Here is a 20,719-nt window from a genome sequence, read left to right on the forward strand (position 1 = left end):
CGGTAGGATCGCGACCGCAGACGACGGAAGGCGATCATGGCGGACAGTCCCCTCAGGCCCAGCTCGTTGATCAACACGGTCTACGGGGCGTTCGCGCGCCGCCTCGGCGGCTGGATCTCCGTCGCCGACCTGATCACCCTGATGTCCGAGCTGGACGTCGACGGCCCGGCGGCGCGCTCGGCGATCTCCCGGCTCAAGAAGAAGGGCGTCCTCGAACCGGAACGCCGCGGCGCCACCGGCTACCGGCTCAGCCCGGCCGCGCACCCCGTGTTCGACGAGGGCGACCGGCGCATCTTCGGCAGCCTGGAACCGGCGAAGCTCAGCGACGGCTGGGCGATGGCCGTCTTCTCCGTACCGGAGTCCGAGCGCTCGTACCGCTACCAGCTGCGCACCCGGCTGACCTGGCTCGGCTTCGGCAACATCGCCCCCGGCGTGTGGCTGGCACCCGGCCGGCTCCTCGGCGACGCCCGCGACATGCTCGTCCGGCGCGGGCTCAGCGAGTACGTCCACCTGTTCGCCGCGGACTACGCCGCCTTCAGCGACCTGCCCGGGACGGTCAGCTCGTGGTGGGACTTCCCGGCGATCCAGGACCAGTACGCCACGTTCACCGACGCCTACGGTCCCGTCGCCGCGGGACTCGCGCAGCAGCCCGAGACCGACGGCGCCGAGGCCTTCCGCCACTACGTGCCCATGCTCACCCAATGGCGCCGGCTGCCCTACCTCGACCCCGGTCTGCCGAGCGAGCTGCTTCCGCCGGACTGGAACGCGGTGGCCGCGCGCCAGATGTTCCAGCAGCTCCACGAGGTGCTCGCCACGCCGAGCCTGCGGCACGTACAGCAGGTCACCGGCCTGGAAGAGACCGCTTAGGGCGCGTCGGCGCGGTCCACCAGGCGGGCCAGGTCGAGCCGGGAACGGACGCCCAGGAGGGCGAAGACGTTCCGCAGGTGGTGGTCGACGGTGCGGGTGCTGAGCGAGAGCCGGCTCGCCACCTCCCGGTTCGTCGCACCCTGAGCCACGCACCGGGCGATGCGCTGCTGCTGCGGAGTCAGCCGGACCAGCGGCCCGGTGCCGCCGTCCACCGGTACCGCCTCGCCCGCGGCCCGCAGTTCCCCCGAGGCCCGCTCGGCCCAGACCCGGGCGCCGCAGCGTTCGAAGGCGACCAGGGCGTCGCGCAAGGGCCCGCGCGCCTCCCGGGTCCTGCGCTGCCTGCGCAGCCACTGCCCGTACAGCAGTCGGGTACGGGCGCCTTCGAAGGCGCCACCCGCCCCGGCGTGATGGGCGAGCGCCTCCTGGTACCGGGCCGCGGCCTCCTGGCCGGGCGCCAGCAGGGCCCGGCAGCGGGCCAACTGGGCAGGGGCCTGCGGGTCGGCGGTCGCGGCGGTCCACATCGCGAACTCCTCGACCGCCGCCACTGCCGCGGGCCGGTCCCCTCCGCCCGCGAGCACCGCGGCCTCCACGAAGCAGGGCACCAGCAGCATCCGGGCCGCGAAGTGACCGCGCAGTGGCCCGGGACCGACCAGCGGAAGGAGCCGTGCGGCGGCCTCAGCGGATCTACCGCCGGCCAGGTCAGCGCGGGCGAGCGCCCAGGTGACGAGGGTCGCGGCCTGGGCGAGGCCGTGCGGACCGGCCACCGACGCCACGGCCCGCGCATGCTCGGCACACGAGGCAGCACCCTCCTCCACGGAGGCCGTGAGGGCCAGTACGGCGTGCAGATCGGCCGCCTTGTTCCGCTGGCCGAGCCGGTGGGCGGCCGGCAGCCCCTCCTCGGCATGGGCGCGGGCGCGCGCGTGCCGGCCCGCCCGCAGTTCGGCGTACGCGAGGTGCTCCAGCACCTGCGGCAGCAGCGACTCCGGCCCGTGGACGCGGACGGCGGCCAGCGCCCGGGCTCCGGCCCGGCATGCCGCGTCGATCTCACCGAGGACGAGCGAGGCTCCCGCCGTGCGCAGCAGCGCGGCCGCATCGGCGGCGGCCTCGGAGCCGGGCCGGTCGCGCAGCAGCTCCAGGCCCTCCCGCCGCAGCCCCTCGCCGAACACCGCGCACAGCCCCGCCCGGTACCGCTCCAGCGCCGGGTCGGGCTGCGGCGCCGGTATCCGGCGGAGCGCGTCGAGGCAGGCGGGCACGTCCCCCATGGCCCAGGCGGCCTCCGTCGCGCCCAGCAGGGCCTGCACGGCCCGCTCGGCATCGGACGGGGCGAGCAGCGCCGATGCCGTGAGCAACGCCTCCCGGGCGTCGGCCACCGGCCCGTCGCGCAGGGCGAGGAGCCCGCGCACGTGGTGGGCGCGACCGGGCGCCGGGACGATGCGCACCTGGGCCAGCAGGTCGCGGGCCCTGGCCGGGTCCCCGCCGAGCCAGGCCTGCTCCGCCGCGGCGGCCAGCCGGGCGCCGCGCAAGGCCTCGTCGGGAGAGAGCAGCGCGGAGCGCGCCAGCGCCACGGACCGCTCCGCGTACGGCCGGGGGGCGACGGCTGCCCGTACCAGCGCCCGGGCCAGCGCCGGATCGGGGCCGTCCGCCGCACAGGCCAGCTGGACCAGACGCGGCAGCGTGCGGTCCGGGCCGTCGAGGAGCGTGGCCAGCAGCAGGTGTGCGGCGCGGCGGCGGGCGAGCGGGGTGCGGCGCAGGAGCGCGGTGCGCAGCAGCGGATGGGCGAAGCGGATCCGTACGCCGTCGTCGTACACGGCGCCCGCCCGCTCGGCGGGTTCCAGCAGGCCGGGGTCGAGCCCGGCCGCCTGCCCGGCGCGGGTCAGCAGGGCTGGATCCGCTCCCGAGCCGTGGGGTTCGTGCTCCTGCGCTGCGGCGGCGAAGAGCAGCAACAGGCGGGTGTCCCCGGGCAACGGGTCGAGGAGGGCCGTGTACGACTCCAGCAAGCGCTCGGTCCCCGGCAGCGGGCGGGGGAGGGGGGCTCGCCCGGCCGACTGCTCCGGGGTGAGCCGGCCGGCCGCCGCACTGAGGACCAGCGGATTCCCGGCAGCCTCGCGCCGCAGTTCCTCCCGTACGGCGGGAGCGGCCCGGCCGTCGGTGAGCCGGTCGATGAGGGCGGTCGCGGCGTGGTCGTCGAGCGGGCCGAGCCGAAGGCGGGCGAGCCCGCCCAAGTGGGCGTCCTCGCGCAGGTGCTGGCCTTCGGTCAGGAGTACGCAGACCCTGTGGCCCGGTTCGAGCCGTCGGGCGGCGAAGCCGAGCGCGGCTCGGGAGTCGCGGTCCCAGAGATGGACGTCGTCGACGCAGACCAGCAGCGGACGGCGCGCTCCGAGGGTGTGGAGCAGACCGAGGAGCGCGGTGGGCGCGAGGCCGGGACGCAGGGCGTCGGCGGCCTGCGCGGGCAGCAGCCCGGGGGCCGAGCAGAACAGGGCGTGCAGACCGCTGTAGGGCAGCGGCCGTTCGGCGGGCGCGGCGCACGCGTACAGCACGGGCCCGTCGCCGTAGCCGTCCATGGCGTGCCGCACGAGGGCGGTCCGGCCGAGGCCGGGTAGTGCTTCGAGTACGAGCGTGCTGCCGCGCCCGTGTCCCAGGTGGCTCACCAGGGTGTCCAGGGCGGCGAGTTCACTGCTCCGGCCGTAGAGCGGGGGCGGCTTGCGCACGGTCTTCGATGAGGTCACGGCCGTGTACGTTACTTCCGCGTAACGGGGCCCGGAAGCCTCGCGTCCATCCGTGACGCGGCGGCCGCGGACGTACTGGACCGGCTCCCAACGAGACGAGCCCCGCGCTGTGCGGGGACACAGGCCCTCCGCGCCCCAGCCCCCGTACGGCAGTTGCCGGTGGCTCCGCGCGCGTCCGCGGCGCTGCCACCGGCAACCGGCCGGCAGGGATCAGGAGGTGTGCGGGCAGGTGCCGCGGTACTCCTCGATGGTCAGGCTCGGGCGCGGCAGCGGGCAGAGGAACTGCTCGTAGCGGGTGTCGTTGTCGATGAACCGCTTCAGCCAGGAGAGGCTGTACTTGGCGATGGTCGTGTCCGAGGTGTTCGGGGTGAAGTGCGTGGCGCCGTTGAGCTCCAGGTACGCCTTGTCGAGGGTGCTGGGCAACGAGGTGTAGAAGGGCTCCGAGTGCGTGGCGACGGGGGCGACGGTGTCCCCGTCGGCGCCCACCACCAGAGTGGGCGTCCGCACCTCGGACCACGACTTGTCGGTGTTCCATCCGGTCAGCGGGATCGCCGCCTGCAGCGACGGGCGCGCCTTGGCGGCCTCCAGGGCTCCGCCCCCGCCCATGGAGTGGCCCATGACGCCGAGGCGCGTGCTGTCGATCCGGCTGCGGACGGAGCTGCGCCCGGTCAGGTAGTCGAGCGCCGCGAGGAGCTGCTCGCCCCGGCTCGCGGGCTGGTCGTACCGGGTGTTGGTGTCGATCGTGAAGACGACGAAGCCCTGTGAGGCGAGGCGGGGACCGAGCCAGGCGATGCTGGACTGGTCCGCGGTGAAACCGGGCGAGACGGCGATGGCCCCGAAGGTGCCGTCCGCGGTGGAGGTCGGGTAGTAGATGGTGCCGCCGCCGAAGCCCGAGACGCTCAGCGAGGAGACGCTGGTCTGGCCGACGGAGTAGGAACCGCGGGAGGCCTCGATGCTCGCGACGGTGGGGGCGGGACCGCGTTCGTACGGGTTGTCGGCGGCGTTGGCGCTCGGCATCAGCGCCGTGAACAGGGCGCCGGCCAGCAGGGCCGACGCCAGGCCCGACCGGACCGTACGCGAGCGGCCCGTTGCGGCGGGCCGGCGGAGCGGGAGGAGGGGGAGCTGTCGCACGGGGGGTCCTCTCGGCTGTGGGGGAGCCACGCCGGAGGGGGGATCGAGGACGGCGGTCCTCGGCGGTCCTCGGCTGTCGGGCGCCCCGGGTGGCTGCCGCCGGGTGAGCCGGCGGTAGGCACACGGTGGCGGCGGACCCGGTGCGCACACATCGGCAAGTTCACCGGTTCCCCGGGCGCGGACGGCCGGCCGGGCCGGGGCGGTCACCCCGGCCGGACCGGAGGTGCGCACGTGCCGGGGCCCTCCAGGCAGGACGTCGCCTGGAGGGCCCTTCACTTCGCTTGCTGCGGGCGGCTGTTCGGACCTCAGACCGTCGTACGGCGACGGCGGCCGGTGCCGGCCACCAGGGCCGCGCCCATGGCCAGCGCCACGCCGGCGCCGCCGAGGGCCCAGCTGGCGGCCGCGTCGGCCCCGGTGGAGGCGAGCTGGCCGCCGGTCTGGGTGGTGGTGCCGGTGCCGGTGCCGGTCGTACCGGTTGTGCCGGTACCGCCGGTGGTGGTGGTCGCGGTGCCGGTGCCGGTGGTGGTCCCGGTGCTGCCGGTGGTGCTGTTGGGGCCTGTGTTGTTGCCATTGCCCGTGTTGTTGATCGGCGTGGTGGTGCCGCCGCCGTTGGGGTGGGGCTTGTTGCCGGTGCCCGGAGCGGCGGCCAGGATCTGCACCAGGACCGGGCGGCTCTCGCTCTTGACGTTCGAGCCGATGGTGAGGGGGGTGCCCGAGGCGCGGAACTGCGCGTAGCCGAGCGGGGTGTCACCGGTGAACCGGAGGCGCAGCTTGACGTCGAAGGCCTTGTCCGCGGGGATGGCGAAGCCCGCGAGGCGGTTGACGACGTAGTGACCGGGGCTGTAGCCGAGTTCCGTGCGCTGCCAGCCGTTCTTGCCGTAGAACTCGACCTTCAGCTGCTCGCCCTTCATGGCCACCCAGTCGGGCCGGGTGAGGCCGAGGTACAGGTGGAAGTCGTCCAGGGCCGGCTTGCCGGAGTTGTCGACGCGGATGCTGAGGTCCTGCCAGGCCCCGCCTGCCGCGAGGCCGTTCGGCAGGCCCTCGACGGTGAGCGCGGGGCCCGCGGTCGGAACGGTCATGCCCGAGTCGGGGGTCGCGCCCACGATGCTGGTCTTGTACGTGGCCTGGGGGGAGGTGCTGCTCTTGTCCCCGGTGCGGCTCACACCGGCGGAGGCGATGTCGAACGGGACGACCGCCGTGTCCGCCGCGAAGCTGATCCGCACGTCGATGTCGTGGACGGCGCCCACGGCCACGGAGGCGGTCGTGCCGAGCTCGTAGACGAACGCGCGGCTGTTCTGCGGGGCGAGGACCTGCTTCGCCAGCTGCCAGGAGACGGAGCCGTCCGCCGCGGTGACCCGACGCTCGACCTTGACCTGCGAGGCCTTGATCTTCCCGCTCCACTGGATGACGGAGATCTCGGGCGTGTAGTTCGCGACCGCTATGTGCCCCGAGTTGTCGACCTTCACGGTCAGCTGGGTCCAGCTGCCGTCGGCCTTGAAGCCGGTCTTCGGGATCCCCTGCACGCTGACACCGGGCCCCATGAGGGTCCCGGTGGACGTCGCTGCCGCGGGGTCCGCGGCCGCCGCGGCCTTCGCCGTCTGCGCCGCGGCTCCGGCGGCCGGTGCGGTGTCGTCCTTCGGCTGGACGTCCGGCGCGGTCACGGCCGGCTGCTTCTGTTCCTCGGCCATCGCGGGCGTGGTCAGCAGGACCGGACCGACGACGGCGGCGGCCGCGACGGCGGCGATGTGCTTGATCTTCACTTCTGGATTCCCCCTCGTTTTGAACATGATCATTTTAGAGGGGGTGGTGGAGCGGGTGTCCGCATATCGGATCACGGGTCGGACACGAATACCGGACGGCCCCGCTCCGAGGCAGGTGGCTACGGCACCGCCGGGTGGTGCAGGCGGCGCCAGTATCCGGCGATGTCCTCGGTGGCGGTGGTCACCGAGTCCAGGGTCATCGTCGTGCGGGTGTCCCGTCCGTAGCGGTCCCACTGCGGCATGGGGCCGTGGTTGGGGTCGCCGGTGCGGATGAAGGAGATCCAGGACGCGTGCACGGTCGCGGCGAGACCGTCCCGGACCCTGGGCCCCAGCCCCGTCAGGAAGGGCGCCTGCGACCACTTGTCGAAGTTGTTGAACACGAACGGCAGTTCCAGGCAGTGCGCCGCCCCGAGCTGACCGTTGTGCGCCGGTGTCGGGAGGTTGAACTGGTACGCCCAGACCGGACGTCCGCGGGCCGCCCGCCGTTCGGCCAGTGCCACGCAGGGCATGCGGAACAGGTCGTCGGTGATCAGGTCCATGAGCACGTCCAGCGGGCGGGCGCCCGGCCGGGCCTCTTCGTAGGCGGTGTAGGCCTGGGCCGCCCGGCTCCCGAAGGTGTTCCGGGCCCTGGCGATCACCTGGTCCTTGGTCGCCGCGGCGTACGGCTCGCTGAGGGCGAAGGCGAAGTTCGCCTCCTCCCTGGTCCAGCCGATCAGGACCTCGATGTCCGTCCCGGCCCCGCTGAGCAGCAGGTCGGCCGGGTGGCGGTCCAGGGTGACCTCGTCGATCACCGGCAGGAAGGGGGTCGACCAGTACCCCCACTGCCCGGTGCGCCCGAACATCTCGAAGGTGGCGGCGACCAGGCGCGGCCAGGGCACGGCCCGGAGCTCCGTCACGTCCTTGGCCCCGAGGATGTTCAGGAAGGTCGCGGTGCGCTGCAGGGACTCGGCCCTGGTGGGGATCTTCAGCCCGAGCGGCGGGCTCTGCAGGATCGCGCGCCGGAACAGCGGGCGGCCCTTGGTCCGGGCGCCGGCCAGCGCCGCGACCGACAGCGCGCCGCCGGACTGGCCGGCGACGGTGATGTCGTCCGGGTCGCCGCCGAAGGCGGCGATGTTCTCCCGTACCCAGTTCAGTGCGGCCAGTTGGTCGGTGAGCCAGAAGTTCCCGCCCGCGCCGTCCTCCCCGAAGTAGAGGTAACCCAGAGGTCCGAGGCGGTAGTTGATGGTCACGACGACGAGGTCGCCGTTGCGGGCGAAGGTCTCGCCGGAGTAGTTGGGCATCGAGCCGGACCCGGAGATGAACCCGCCGCCGTGGATCCACACCATCACCGGCCGTTTGGCGCCGCCGGTTCCGGGCGTCCAGACGTTGAGCGTGAGGCAGTCCTCGTCGAAGGGGGGCGAGCCGTGTGTCCCGAGCACCTGGTCACCGCCCTCCCGGTAGGGCTGCGGGGCGCTCGGGCCGAAGGCGACCGCGTCGCGGACCCCCTGCCATCCCGGATGCGGCTGGGCCGGCCGCCACCGCAGGGGGCCGACGGGCGGCGCCGCGTAGGGCACGCCCTTGAAGACGCCGAGACCCCCTTCGGCGCTTCCGCGCAGTCGGCCCGCGGGCGCGTCGACCACGGGCGAGGACGCGGACGTGCGCGGGGCGGCCTGCGCCGTGCCCGCTCCCGGCATGCCGGAGAGCAGCGCGGCACCGGCCAGTACCCCGCTGTTCCTGAGGATCTTGCGCCGCGATGGATCGTCGGTCATGGTGCTTCACTCCCTGACTGATCAAGAGCCCGTCGCCGAATTTGCATGGCGTTATTTTGACGAGGGTCAGTGTTACGACATGCCTGAGGCCGGGGTCAAGGGGTGCGTGCTGCCCGCACTCCCCGTACGTAACGCAATATCGCGAACTCTTGACGTGCGTCGGTGATACGCGATAGACACGTGTCACTTCCGATATCCCTGCCGGGCGGTCAGCGCCCTCACCCAGGCATCGGCCTCGCTTCGAGCCCGTCCGGGCGGCGACGACACGCGCATCCCGACCGGCAGCCGGGCCGGCCCTGGAGCCGGCCCCTCCTCTGGGACCCCTTAAGGCAGCCCCATCAGCAACATCCGGCCCGTCAGGGCCGGTTGACAACGTTCGGAGTTTCCATGGCAGGTCGATTTCGTCCCGTTGGTCTGATCGCCGTGACGACGGCAGCCCTCTTCCTGACCACGGCATGTGGTGGCGCCAGCCTGGGGACAGGCGACGGCGACAAGCAGAACGGGCCCGTGAAGATCGGGCTCCTGGTCCCGCAGTCGGGGACCTACAAGGCGCTGGGCGACGACATGAAGCAGGGCTTCGAGCTCTACGTCGAACGGCACGGCGGCAAGCTCGGCGGGCGCGAGGTGGAGATCGTGATCGCGGACGAGGGGGAGACCGCCGACTCGGGCAAGGCCGCGGCGGAGAAGCTGGTCAAGCAGGACCGCGTGCTGGCGGTGAGCGGCGTGGTCAGCTCCGCCACCATCAACGGGGTCAAGGACCTCTTCGAGAGCAGCAAGGTCCCGCTCGTCGGTTCGAACGCCTCACCCACCACCCTCACCGGGACCCAGTACATCTGGCGCACCTCGTACGTCAACGACGAACCCGGCAAGGCCCTCGGCAAGCACGTGGCCGAGCAGGCCGGCGGGCCGGTCTTCCTGATCGCCGCCGGCTACCAGGCGGGCAAGGACGAGGTGGACGGCTTCAAGTCCACCTTCCTCCCGGCGGGCGGCCAACTCGCGGGGGAGGAGGTCTACACCCCGTTCCCCGGGACCAAGAACTTCCAGCCGTACCTCGCACAGATCGAGCGCTCCGGAGCCAAGGCCGTCTTCTGCTTCTACGCGGGCGGCGCGGCCGTCGACTTCGTCAAGCAGTACCGGGACTTCGGCCTGGCCGGCAAGATCCCCCTCTACGCGCCCGGCTTCCTCACCGAGGGCGGAGTGCTCAAGGGGCAGGGCGAGGCGGCCGAGGGCGTCCTCACCGCGCTCAACTACAGCGCCGACCTGGACAACGCCGCCAACAAGGAGTTCGCCCCCGCCTACAAGTCCGCCTACGGCGCCGACCCGACCACCTACGCCATGGCCTCATGGGACGCGGCGCAGGTCCTCGACCGGGCGATCAAGGCCGCCGGTGACACGGCGACCCCGGAAACGGTCAACGCCGCCATCGCCAGGACGGGGGACGTCGACAGCCCCCGGGGCACCTGGCGCTTCAACAGCGGCGGCACGCCCGTCCAGCCCTGGTACCTGCGCGAGGTCAAGCAGGGGACCAACACCGTCAGCTCCGAGCTCATCCGGCTGGGCGGCTGACATGTACGGATGGTTGGACGGCAACTTCGTCAGCGTCATCGACGGGGTCGCCTTCGGTCTGCTGCTGTTCACGATCGCGGTCGGCCTCTCCCTGGTCTTCGGCATGATGGACGTGCTCAACCTGGCCCACGGCACGCTCTACCTCGCCGGGGCCTACGTCGCCTACGCCCTGTCCGACGGAAGCCTGTGGGGCCTGCTCCTCGCACTGGCGGCCGGTGTCCTCGTGGGCACCCTGGGCGGAGCGGCGCTGACGTTCCTCACCCAGCCGCTGGCCCGGCGCGGCCACCTGGACCAGGCCGTGCTCACGCTCGGCGTCACCTTCATCGTCGCCGACCTCCTCGCCGCCGCCTTCGGCGGCGAGGTGCTCCCCACCGACCCGCCCACCGTCCTGCGCGGGACGGTGGACCTCCTCGGCCACGCCTATCCGGTCTACCGGCTCGTCTTCATCGGCGTCGCGGCCGGCCTGGCCGCCGCCGTGTACCTCGTGTTCGAACGCAGCTCGCTCGGAGCCCTGGTACGGGCCACCGTCGCCGACCGGGACATGGTCCGCGCACTGGGCGTCGACATCCGCAAGGTCCTCTACGGGGTCTTCGCGCTCGGCGCGGCCCTGGCCGTGGTCGGCGGCGTCCTCGGGGCGCCGATCCTGGGCCCCGGCCCCGGCGTCGACGAGACCGTCCTCGTCCTCTCGCTCGTCGTCGTGGTCGTCGGCGGTCTCGGATCCGTACGCGGCGCGCTCGCCGGCGCGCTCCTCATCGGCCAGGTGCAGACACTCGGGGTGGCGCTGCTCCCGGAGTACGCGCCCTTCCTGCTCTTCGGCACCATGCTGGCCGTGCTCGTCGTCCGCCCGCACGGCCTGGTCCCCTCGGGGGTACGCACATGAGCCCCTCCGGATCCGCCGGATCCCCCGCACGCAGGCTGCGGCGGCTGTCCGTGACCGCCGTCGTCCTCGGGCTCGCGGCGGCACCCTTCCTCCTCGGCCCGTACGCCGTCGGCACCCTGTCCCGCATCCTGGTGTTCGCCCTCCTCGCGATCAGCGTCAACCTGCTCACCGGCCTGACCGGACTGCCGACCCTCGGCCAGTCGGCCTACTTCGGCGTCGGCGCGTACACGGCGGCCGTCGTCGCGACCCGGCTCACCGACATCGGGGTGCTCCAACTGCTCATCGCCGCCGCGGTCTCCGCACTGGTGGCCGTGCCCACGGGATGGCTGGCGGTGCGGGCCCGGGGCGTGGTGTTCCTGATGCTGACGCTGGCCATCGGCGAGATCGCCTACAGCGCCGCCGTCAACTGGAAGTCGCTGACCAACGGCACCGACGGTCTGTCGGGCATCCCGCCCGTCGTACCGCTGCCGGGCATGGCCGCGCTGGAACTCGACGGGCTGGTGTACTTCTACGTCCTGGCCGTGTTCCTGGCGCTCTTCGCGGCCGTCTCCCGCCTGGGCGCGACACCGTTCGCCCTCGCCCTGCGCGGAATCCGCGACAACGAGCGCCGCATGAGCGCGATCGGATACCCCACCCGCCGGTACGCCCTGGCCGTCTACTGCGGCGCCGGTGCGCTGGCCGGAGTCGCAGGCGGCCTGTGGGTGTCGGTGCAGCGGTTCGTCTCGCCCGGCGACGCCGGATTCGAGATCGCAGCCCTTGCCCTGCTCGCCGTCGTCATCGGCGGCTCCGGCTCGCTGTGGGGAGCCTGCGCCGGGGCCGCCCTCGTCTGGCTCACCCGCGACTACCTCGGAAACCTCGAAGCCGTCGCGGGCCGCGGGCCCCTGCTGCTCGGACTGTTCTTCGTCATCGCCGTCTACGCGCTCCCCCGCGGGCTCGCCGGCGTACGGCTCCCGCCCCAGCTGACCCGGAAGAGGACGGCGTGACAGAACACGAACTCCTGGAACTGCGCCAGGTGTCCCGGCACTTCGGCTCCTTCCGGGCCCTGGACGAGGTGGACCTCACCGTGCGCCAGGGTGCCCGGCACGCGGTCATCGGCCCGAACGGCGCGGGCAAGTCGACCCTGTTCGGCCTGATCTCGGGAACGCTGGCGACGACCGCCGGAACCATCCGCGTCGACGGGCTGGACGTGACCGGGCTGCCCGTGGACCGCCGGGTCGGACTCGGCGTCGCCGCGACGTTCCAGCACTCCAGCCTCTTCCTGCGGGAGACCGTGCTGGAGAACGTACTGCTCGCCGTGCTGCGCCGGGCCGGTGCCGGACTCGGCGGCTGGCGCAGGGTGAGTGCCCGGACGGCGGCGATCGCGCAGGCGCGGACGCTGCTGGAGCGGGTCGGCCTGCCCACCCGGCACGAGGTCCAAGCGGCCGCCCTCTCGCACGGCGAACGGCGGCAGCTGGAGGTCGCCGTGGCCCTGGCCACCGAACCCCGGCTGCTGCTCCTGGACGAACCGGCCGCCGGGATGTCCCCGGCGGAGACGGCGCGGCTCACCGAACTCGTCGCCGCCCTTCCCGCCGAAGTGACGGTTCTCCTGATCGAACACGACCTCGACATGGTCTTCGAGCTCGCCGACACGGTGACCGTCATGCACCTCGGCAGACACCTGTTGACCGGAACCCCGGACGAGGTGCGGGCCTCCAGCGAGGTCCAGAGCGCCTATCTCGGCACGATGGAGGCCGCCTCGTGAAGCCCTTCTTCAGCATCCGCGGCCTGAGCTCCGGTTACGCCGGGGGCGTGGTCCTCGGAGGTGTCGACCTCGACCTCGACGAAGGCGGGATCGTCGCGGTCCTCGGCCGCAACGGGGTCGGCAAGACCACCCTCATATCGACCGTCATGGGACTCGTCCGGCCGTACCAAGGCAGCGTCACCCTCGGCGGCCGCGAGCTCGCCGGATCCCGTGTCGACGTGATCGCCCGGGCCGGGGTGGGCGTCGTTCCGCAGGGCCGCCGGGTCTTCGCGCCGCTGACCGTGGCCGAGCACCTGGCGATCGCCGCGAGGCGACCGGCCCGGGGCCCGTGGACGAGGGCCCGCATCCTCGACCTGCTCCCACGGCTGGGGGAGCGGCTCGGGCACCGCGGCGACCAGCTCTCCGGCGGGGAACAGCAGATGCTCGCGATCGCCCGCGCCCTGCTGGGGAATCCGAGCCTCCTGCTCCTCGACGAGCCGTCCGACGGCCTCGCCCCCGCGATCGTCGCCCAGGTCGGCGAGGTCATCCGCGAGGTGGGTGCGCAGGGCATGTCGGTGGTCCTCGTCGAACAGAACCTGGGGCTGGCCTTCTCCGTGGCCCAGGACGTGGCCGTCATGCAGAAGGGCCGCATCGTCCACGAGGCGGCCTGTGCGGACTTCCGGTCCAGTCCCGAGGACCGGCGGCGCCTGCTGGGCGTCGACTGACCGATGCCCGGCCGCCGGCCGGACGAGGCCTGACCGCCGCCTGACCGCCGCCTGACCGAGGGCTGACCGAGGGCTGTGGGACGAGCACCCGCCGGGGCTCGTCCCACAGCCACGTCAGAGACCGGACTGCTCGTGCCAGATCCGGCGGGACGCCGCGAGCGGATCCTCGACGACCGACGGTTCGGTGTCCCACAGGCGGGTCGTCCGCCGGTCCGCCGTGACGGGCGCCCAGCCGGGATCCCCCGATGCGGCGAAGGATGTCCAGGAGGCACGGAGCCGCTCGGACAGGCGCGCGAAGTCCTGGGACGGAGCCTTCCCGCCGAACAGGAAGCCGGCCAGCGGCCCTCGTGTGTGACCGAAGGTCGCCGGTATGTCCACGGTGTGGCAGGCGCCGAGGGTCCCGCCGAAGGCCGGGCTGTTCCACGTGAAGTCGTAGAGCCAGGCCCGTCCGCCCGCAGCGGCGTGTGCCTCGGCCAGCCACGTCGCGGGCATCCGGAACAACGCGTCCGAGTACATGGCGACGTACAGCTCGGCATCGGTCAGGCCCGGGTGGGCGGATCGGTAGTCGGCCGCGGCCTGACGGCCGAGCCGCAGGCCGTCGGCGACGGCGCCGAGGTCCAGGTCGCGGATCCTGGCCGAGGGCTGGGCGGCCGGCCCTCGCGATGCCCGGGCGCGCTCGCGCCGTCCCGCACGCGCCGCCGCCCACATCATGGGCAGGGCCTTGGCCATCGCGCCGAGCCCGATCTTGACCTGGCCCCGTTCCATGGCGAAGAGCGTGAACTCGTCATGCGTGTAACCGGAGATCAGGTCGACGTCACGGGCGCACCCCGAACTCAGGGCGAGCCAGGGCTTGTCGACCACCGTGACCCCGTCGATGACCGGCGAGAACGCGGTGATGGCCTCGGGGGTCGTCCAGTTCCCCGGATCCGCCCGCATCGAGGGCAGGGGCACGTCCTGCACGGCCAGCAGCGCCTCGGGCGGGGCGGACGCCAGACCGGCGAGGCCCACACCGGCCGCCTCCCCGATCATCACGGCGATCCGCCGGGCCTCCTCCTCGGGCAGGAACCGCCCGGCCATGCTCTGCACGATGGCCCGGCGGAACAGCCCGCGCGCGGCCGGGGCGGACAACAGGGCGGCGACGGAGGCGCCGCCGCCGGACTCGCCGAAGACCGTCACGTTGTCCGGGTCGCCGCCGAAGGCCGCGATGTTCTCCCGTACCCAGGTGAGCGCGGCGGCCTGGTCGAGGAAACCGCGGTTGGCGGGTGCCCCCGGTACGTGGCCGAACCCCTCGAAGCCGACGCGGTAGTTGAAGGTCACCATGACCACGCCGCCCCGGGCGAGCACCTCCCCGTCGTAGCTCGGATCGGAGGAATGGCCCGTCTTCCACCCCCCGCCGTAGATCCACACCATGACCGGCAGCCGGTCACCGCCGCCCCCCGGGGTCCAGACGTTCACGGCGAGGCAGTCCAGGCCGTCCTCCGGCCGCCAGGCCGCGGGCATACCGGGAACCATCGGCAACTGTGGCGGTGCGGCGCTGAAGGACGTGGCCGGACGGACACCGTCCCAGGCGGGGACCGGAGCCGGCGCCCGGAACCTGAGGGGCCCTTCCGGGGGGAGGGCGTAGGGAATGCCCTTGAAGACCGACAGCCCGTCTTCGGCCGTTCCCTCCACCTTGCCGGTCAGGGTCTCGATGACAACGCCCATGGGATGGGCTCCTTTCACGTGGAGAGTCTGAGGACCACGTCGAGCAGGCATTTCCCGCCGAACATCAGGTCGGTGATCCGGGCGTGCTCGTCCGGTGCGTGGATGAGCCGCATGACGTCCGCGTCGCTCGCGGAGGGGAAGAAACCGACGACCTTCGTGCCGGGGAGGGCGCGGGCGTCCGTGGCGGCCGGATTGACGTACGGCAGCAGCCGCGCGCCCGGTTCGTGGGCCGCGACGGTCTCGCCCAGGACCCGCAGGAGCTCCGGGGCGTCGGGGCCGGCCCGGCTCACCCGGCCGTGCAGCAGCGACACCTCGACCCGGTCCCCGAGGGCCTGCTGGACGGCCGCCGCCCACCGGTCGGGCAGCTCGCCGGGAAGGAGACGTCCGTCCAGCACCACATCGGCTTCGACGGGCACCACGTTCTGGCGCTGCCCCGCGGACAGCACGGTGGGGGTGGCGGTGTTGTGCAGCCCGGCGACGACGAACTCCCGCAGGACGGGATCGATCGGCAGGCTGTTCGTACGGCCCCAGGTGGGGTCCTTCAGGAGCTGCCCGATCGCCTCCGCGCCCGGGCCCGGGTACAGCTCCGCCAAGGTGGCCAGCATGCGCCGCGAGGCGGGTTGCAGCACCGACTCCGGGGCGAACGCACGCAGCCTCAGCAGGGCCTCGGCCAGCGTGAAGACCGCCGACCCGGTGCGGGGGACCGAGGCATGGCCGCCCGGCCCGCGCGCGGTGACCCGCATCCGGGCACTGCCCTTCTCGGCCACCTGCACGGTGTACACGGGGCCGCCGGGAGTCACGAAGCGCTGGCCGCCGCCTTCGTTGAACGCGAACTCGGCCTCGATGAGGCTGCGGTGGTTCTCCCACAGCCAGTACGCCCCCAGCCGGCTGCCGGCTTCCTCGTCGGCGGTGACCACGAGCAGCAGGTCCCGCCGCAGCGGGATCCGGTGCGCGGCGAGGAGTTGCATGATCAGCAGGCTCGCGGCGACCTGCCCCTTCATGTCGAGTGCCCCGCGGCCCCACACACGGCCGTCGGCCACCTCGCCCGAGAACGGCGGACGGCTCCATCCGTCGGGCCGGGCACCCACCACGTCGGCGTGGCCCAGCAGCATGAGCGGCGCCTCCTGTCCCGTCCCGGGCAGCCGGGCGACGAGATTGGCCCGTCCGGGCTCGGACTCCAGCACCTGGTGGGCGATGCCGGAGCGGGTCAGCTCGCGGGAGAGGTGGCGTGCGACGGCGATCTCACGGCCCGGAGGGTTGGAGGTGTCCAGGCGGATCAGTGCCGAAAGGTGGCTGACGAGGTGCCGTTCCTGTTCGGCCCAGGAGAAGGGCAGCGGCATCGGCCGGGATGAGGTGGACATCTGCGCTCCGGAGCCTGCGGGCTGGAAGGGGCAGAGCCAGTGTTACACGTGTAACCATCTTTCGCACCTGATCCCGGGCCGACGGGCCGATCGCGGTGCGCATCGTGGGCGGGCAGCCGTGGCCGGCCCGCCTGTCGACTGGCCCGGACGGTCCAGGGCGCGACAGCATGGAGGGAGGCCGGTCGGCGGGCCGCCCTCGGGAGGAGGCGATACGGACGGTGACCAGGCATCGCTTTGCGTTCTGCGGGGCCGAGCTGGCCGCCGTCTACGTCGTCGCCGACGAGGGCCGGGAGCTCCATCTGGCCGAGCTGACCGGGAACCGCGGCGTCCTCTACGGACTGCCCGCGATCCTCGCCGTGGCCGGCCATTCGCCCGCCGCCAATGCCTTCCGCTCCGGCCGCCCGCTGTGGCTGACCCCCAAGGAACTCGCCACGTTCGTCGAGGACGACCCCCACCACTTCCCCACCCGCGTCCGGGGCGGTGACCCCAGCTCGCCGGCCAGGATCTCGCTGGGCGCCCTGCCGCTGGGACATGGCCAGCAGGAGCTCGGCTGTCTGATCGTCGCCGGGGAGGCCGGGGAGGGCTTCAGCGACGACGACCGCAGCCTCCTGGAGCTCTACGCCGATCAGGTGGCCGCCGGACTCGAATCGGTCGCCGCCCGCTTCGCCGGACGCAAATCCCCGCAGGCACATCTGGGCCAGTCCCTGGTGCCCCACCAGGGCGGCGCGTTCATCCTGGAACTGAGCACCGGCCGCATGGAGGCCCACGCGCACGTGCTGGAACTGATCGGACTGCCGCCCGAGCAGTTCGACGGACAGGTGGAGACCCTGCTCGCCTGCGCCGTCCCCGACGACATGCCCGCACTGATGGCGATCGTGGAGCCGGACCGGCTCGGCGCCGCCGGACAGCAGCTGGCGTTCCGCGTCCGCCGACCGAACGGCGAGCTGCGCTGGCTGGGGCTGCGGTGCCGCGTGGAGGTGGACTCCGCCGGCACGCCGCAGCGCGTCCTGGGTGTGGTGGCCGATGCCACCTATCTGCGCCCGAGCGCCGACGAGGTCTCCCTCGTGCAACGGCTGTCCGCCACGCTGGCGGGGGCGGCGACCATCCGGGAGGTCAGCCGGCTGGCGGTCGCCGCCCTGCGCGAGCCGCTCGGCGCCTCCCGGGTCGCGGTCGGCGAGCTGGAGCCCGAGCGGCTCATCGTCACCGCCCTCGGCCCGCCGGAACCCGATGCCTGGCCCGATGTCTGGCGCTCGCAATGGCGGTCCGAGTGGCCCGACGTGCCGCTCAGTGACCTCCCCACCCTGCAGAGCGCGCTGCGCGGGGGGCACATGAGCCTGTGGCCGCCGGGTGCGGACCTCGAACCCGGTCTCCTGGGCCTCGGGCCCGGCGGTCTCGCGGTGCTGCCGCTGCCGGCCGAGGGCAGGATCGTCGGCGTGTGCCTGGTGGGGTGGGACGGGCAGCACCGGTTCGGCCCGGAGGAGCGGTCGCTGCTGACCGCGACCGCGGGCCTGGTGGGGCAGGCGCTGGTGCGCGCCCACGCACTGGACGCGGGTCACGAACTCGCCACCATGCTCCAGCGCAGCCTGCTGCCCCGCAAACTGCCGGAGCTGCCGGGCGGGGTCGCCGTCGCCCGCTACCTGCCCGCGACGGCGGGACTGGAGGTCGGCGGCGACTGGTACGACGTCATCCCGCTCCGTGACGGCCACGTGGCGTTCGTGATCGGGGACGTACAGGGGCACAGCGCGGGAGCCGCCACCATCATGGGCCAGATGCGTACGGCGGTCCGGGCCTACGCGGTGGAGGGGCATCCGCCCGACGTGGTCGTCGCACGGGCCAACCGTCTGCTCGTCGGCATGGAGACCGATCTCTTCGCCACCTGCGGATACGTGGACCTCGACATGGAGGAGGGCATCGCCAGGTTCGTACGGGCCGGCCATCTGCCGCCGATCCTGCGCCATCCCGACGGCGTCACCGAGGAGTTGGCGGTCGAGGGCGGGCCCCCGCTGGGGGTCCTTGCGGAAGCCGAATTCCCCATGACCGAGGTGGGGCTGCTCCCCGGCACCCTGCTCGTCCTGCTGACGGACGGCCTGGTCGAGTCCGCCCGGCTGCCGCTGGAGGAGGGCATGCGGCGGGTGCGTGACGTGATCACCGTGGCCGACCCGGTCGATGCCGGAGGGATCGCCGACGAGTTGGTCGTCGGCGTGGGCCGTCGGGACGACGATGTGGCGGTGCTGTTGCTGCGCTACGACGGCATGGGGGGACGGCCGCTGCGGAGCCACTGGACGGTGTGGCGGCTGCCCGACGCGGTCCTGCATGCGCGCCGCTTCACCGCGCGCACCCTGCGGTCCTGGGGGGTGGTGGAGGAGCTCGACGCAGCTCTGCTGGTCGTGTCCGAGCTGGTCACCAACGCCATCGCGCACACGCAGGGCGAGGTGGGGATGGATCTGACCCTGTCGGCGGACCGGCTGCGGATCGCCGTGAACGACGCGTCGCCGCGCAGCCCCGTCAAACCGGTGTGGGTGAGCTGGGAGTCGACCGGTGGCCGCGGGCTGCTCATCGTCGAGGCCACGACGGCCGCCTGGGGCTCGGTGCCGCTGAGCGGCGGCAAGCAGGTGTGGGCCGAGATCCCCTGGCACCGCGCGGGCGACTGACTCAGGCCTTCGGCCCGGCGTCGATCTCTGCGATCAGGCCCTCGATGAGGGTCCGGATCTCGTCCCTGATGGGGCGGACGGCCTCGACGCCCTGGCCCGCGGGGTCCTCCAGCTGCCAGTCCAGGTAGGTCTTGCCGGGGAAGTACGGGCACGCGTCGCCGCAGCCCATCGTGATCACGTAGTCGGAGGCCCGGACGGCCTCGGGGGTGAGCACCTTCGGTTCCTGGCGGGAGATGTCGATGCCGACCTCGGCCATGGCTGCCACCGCGGACGGGTTGATCCGGTCACCGGGCAGGGACCCGGCGGAGCGGACCTCGACCCGGTCGCCGGCCAGGTGGCGCAGGAACCCGGCGGCCATCTGGGAGCGGCCGGCGTTGTGAACGCAGACGAAGAGGACGGACGCAGCGGGGGTGGAGGACATCGTTCTTCCTTGGGGGTCGGACGACCGGGTCGGGCCAGAGGGCCGGGCCAGGGGAGCGGATAAGATCAGCCCGGACTGGTGTCAGTCCTGGCTGATGTGAAAGTATCAGTCCATGATGACGTCAGTCGACACTGACTTGATCCGGGTCCTGGCCGACCCGCTCAGGCTCCAGATCGTGACCCTGCTCGCCCGAGAGACGCTCTGCACCACCCACCTGGTCGAGGAGACCGGTGCGAAGCAGACCAACCTCACCAACCACCTCACGGTGCTGCGGAAGGCGGGGGTCGTGGAGACGGAGCCGTGCGGACGGTTCACCTACTACCGCCTGCGCCCGGAAGTCATCGAAGCCCTCGCCGGGCAGTTCGCCGACCTCGCCCGGACCGCGCGTGCCACCGCCGCATCGAACCTGAAGCGGTCCTGCCCGTAGGGCGTAGCTCGTAGCCCTCAGCCCCGCCTCACCTGCCCGAGGAGAACCCGTCTTGACCGCCACCGAGCCCGCCGCGAGCGATGCCATAGCCGTCGACAGGGCCCCGCAGCCCGCGCCCGGCGCTACCCCGTCCCGCTCCCCGCTGATCGCCCGCGCCGCCGCCGAGCTCGTCGGCACCGCCGCGCTGGTGGCGGTCGTGGTCGGCTCCGGAATCCAGGCCACCGAGCTCACCGGCGACGTGGCCCTCCAGCTCCTGGCCAATTCCCTCGCCACCGTCTTCGGCCTCGGGGTCCTGATCGCCCTCCTCGGCCCGGTCTCCGGTGCCCACTTCAACCCGGCCGTCACCGTCGCCGAGTGGTGGACCGCTCGCCGCGCAGGCGCAGGCGCCGGCGTCACGGCGCGCGAGCTGGCCGTCTACGTCCCCTCGCAGATCGCCGGGGCAGTCGCGGGCGCGGTCCTCGCGGACGCGATGTTCGGCGAGCCCCTGGTGAAGTGGTCGCAGCACGACCGCTCGGCGGGCAACCTCCTCCTCGGCGAGGTCGTCGCCACCGCCGGGCTGATCCTGCTGATCTTCGGCCTGGCCCGCACCGACCGCCTCCGCTTCGCCCCCGTAGCCGTGGCCTCGTACATCGGCGCCGCCTACTGGTTCACGTCCTCCACCTCGTTCGCCAACCCGGCCGTCACCATCGGGCGCGCCTTCACCGACACCTTCGCGGGCATCGCCCCGGCCTCGGTGCCGGGGTTCATCGGCATGCAACTGATCGGCGCGGCCCTCGGACTGGCCCTGGTGGCCGTCATCTTCATGCGTGGCGGCACGGCACAGGACCGGTCCGCCGCTCCCTAGCTCGTCGTGCATCTACCGGCGTCGTTCCCACCCGGCCGAAGATGCCGCCAACCGGGAGCGACGAAGCGTCGAATCAGATCCCTCAGATCGGGGTCAGCGTTGGATTTCGCAATACCGCGTCGTGGTTTCCAGGATTCCCGGGCAGCGATGGCCAATTCAGAGAAGCCTCCTCGGCCGGTCCCTTCGCC

Annotated in this window: 16 protein-coding genes; 9 read left to right on the forward strand and 7 right to left on the reverse strand. The window is 72.9% G+C overall.

The window, feature by feature from the left end:
* The first annotated feature begins 36 nt into the window (after window positions 1–36).
* Entirely contained in the window at window positions 37–867 is an 831-nt protein-coding gene (locus IO30_RS0125310) for a PaaX family transcriptional regulator (protein WP_031146469.1), read from the forward strand.
* Here the strand turns inward: IO30_RS0125310 and IO30_RS0125315 are convergent.
* The 4 genes from IO30_RS0125315 to IO30_RS0125330 form a co-directional block, all read right to left on the reverse strand.
* Entirely contained in the window at window positions 864–3,593 is a 2,730-nt protein-coding gene (locus IO30_RS0125315) for a helix-turn-helix transcriptional regulator (protein WP_234321782.1), read from the reverse strand. The genes IO30_RS0125310 and IO30_RS0125315 overlap by 4 nt on opposite strands.
* Before the next feature lie 210 nt (window positions 3,594–3,803).
* Entirely contained in the window at window positions 3,804–4,724 is a 921-nt protein-coding gene (gene bdeA / locus IO30_RS0125320; RefSeq protein ID WP_031146473.1) for a bis(hydroxyethyl) terephthalate hydrolase, read from the reverse strand.
* A gap of 305 nt (window positions 4,725–5,029) precedes the next feature.
* Window positions 5,030–6,484 carry a hypothetical protein gene (locus IO30_RS42150; RefSeq protein WP_031146474.1) on the reverse strand — a complete coding sequence of 485 codons (1,455 nt, stop codon included), beginning with the start codon at window positions 6,482–6,484 and terminating at the stop codon, window positions 5,030–5,032.
* A 119-nt stretch (window positions 6,485–6,603) separates the two neighbouring features.
* The gene (locus tag IO30_RS0125330; protein ID WP_051859497.1) at window positions 6,604–8,232 is read right to left on the reverse strand and encodes a carboxylesterase/lipase family protein; all 1,629 of its coding nucleotides are present in this window, start codon (window positions 8,230–8,232) and stop codon (window positions 6,604–6,606) included.
* A gap of 423 nt (window positions 8,233–8,655) precedes the next feature.
* Here IO30_RS0125330 and IO30_RS0125335 point away from each other — a divergent pair, with 423 nt between their 5' ends.
* From IO30_RS0125335 to IO30_RS0125350, 5 genes are read left to right on the forward strand one after another with little or no spacing between them, the layout of a single operon-like run.
* Window positions 8,656–9,798, forward strand: a complete 1,143-nt coding sequence (locus IO30_RS0125335) for an ABC transporter substrate-binding protein (protein ID WP_234321783.1) — start codon at window positions 8,656–8,658, stop codon at window positions 9,796–9,798.
* Between the two features lies 1 nt (window position 9,799).
* Window positions 9,800–10,678 carry a branched-chain amino acid ABC transporter permease gene (locus tag IO30_RS43750; RefSeq protein ID WP_051859498.1) on the forward strand — a complete coding sequence of 293 codons (879 nt, stop codon included), beginning with the start codon at window positions 9,800–9,802 and terminating at the stop codon, window positions 10,676–10,678.
* Complete coding sequence (locus IO30_RS43755; protein WP_037895094.1) at window positions 10,675–11,661, forward strand: branched-chain amino acid ABC transporter permease; 987 nt, start codon at window positions 10,675–10,677, stop codon at window positions 11,659–11,661. Before IO30_RS43750 ends, IO30_RS43755 begins: the two co-directional genes overlap by 4 nt.
* Window positions 11,658–12,419 (forward strand): ABC transporter ATP-binding protein, encoded by a 762-nt coding sequence (locus IO30_RS0125345; protein WP_031146480.1) that lies wholly within the window; start codon window positions 11,658–11,660, stop codon window positions 12,417–12,419. Before IO30_RS43755 ends, IO30_RS0125345 begins: the two co-directional genes overlap by 4 nt.
* Window positions 12,416–13,123, forward strand: coding sequence for an ABC transporter ATP-binding protein (locus tag IO30_RS0125350; RefSeq protein WP_051902575.1), 708 nt, complete (start codon window positions 12,416–12,418; stop codon window positions 13,121–13,123). Before IO30_RS0125345 ends, IO30_RS0125350 begins: the two co-directional genes overlap by 4 nt.
* A 114-nt stretch (window positions 13,124–13,237) precedes the next feature.
* Here IO30_RS0125350 and IO30_RS0125355 read toward each other — a convergent pair whose 3' ends face one another.
* Window positions 13,238–14,827, reverse strand: a complete 1,590-nt coding sequence (locus IO30_RS0125355) for a carboxylesterase/lipase family protein (protein ID WP_031146483.1) — start codon at window positions 14,825–14,827, stop codon at window positions 13,238–13,240.
* 14 nt (window positions 14,828–14,841) lie between these two features.
* Window positions 14,842–16,188 (reverse strand): M20/M25/M40 family metallo-hydrolase, encoded by a 1,347-nt coding sequence (locus IO30_RS0125360; protein WP_078904817.1) that lies wholly within the window; start codon window positions 16,186–16,188, stop codon window positions 14,842–14,844.
* A 167-nt stretch (window positions 16,189–16,355) separates the two neighbouring features.
* Between IO30_RS0125360 and IO30_RS0125365 the strand changes: the two genes are divergently transcribed.
* Window positions 16,356–18,839, forward strand: coding sequence for a SpoIIE family protein phosphatase (locus IO30_RS0125365; RefSeq protein ID WP_107066927.1), 2,484 nt, complete (start codon window positions 16,356–16,358; stop codon window positions 18,837–18,839).
* A gap of 1 nt (window position 18,840) precedes the next feature.
* Here IO30_RS0125365 and IO30_RS0125370 read toward each other — a convergent pair whose 3' ends face one another.
* Entirely contained in the window at window positions 18,841–19,260 is a 420-nt protein-coding gene (locus IO30_RS0125370; protein WP_031146488.1) for an arsenate reductase ArsC, read from the reverse strand.
* A gap of 112 nt (window positions 19,261–19,372) precedes the next feature.
* Here IO30_RS0125370 and IO30_RS0125375 point away from each other — a divergent pair, with 112 nt between their 5' ends.
* A complete protein-coding gene (locus tag IO30_RS0125375; RefSeq protein ID WP_031146490.1) occupies window positions 19,373–19,687 on the forward strand; it encodes an ArsR/SmtB family transcription factor in 315 nt (104 codons plus the stop codon).
* A gap of 52 nt (window positions 19,688–19,739) precedes the next feature.
* Window positions 19,740–20,531 (forward strand): aquaporin, encoded by a 792-nt coding sequence (locus IO30_RS0125380; RefSeq protein ID WP_031146492.1) that lies wholly within the window; start codon window positions 19,740–19,742, stop codon window positions 20,529–20,531.
* Window positions 20,532–20,719 lie beyond the last annotated feature (188 nt).

This window comes from Streptomyces xanthophaeus, assembly GCF_000725805.1.
Classification (GTDB): Bacteria; Actinomycetota; Actinomycetes; order Streptomycetales; family Streptomycetaceae; genus Streptomyces; species Streptomyces xanthophaeus.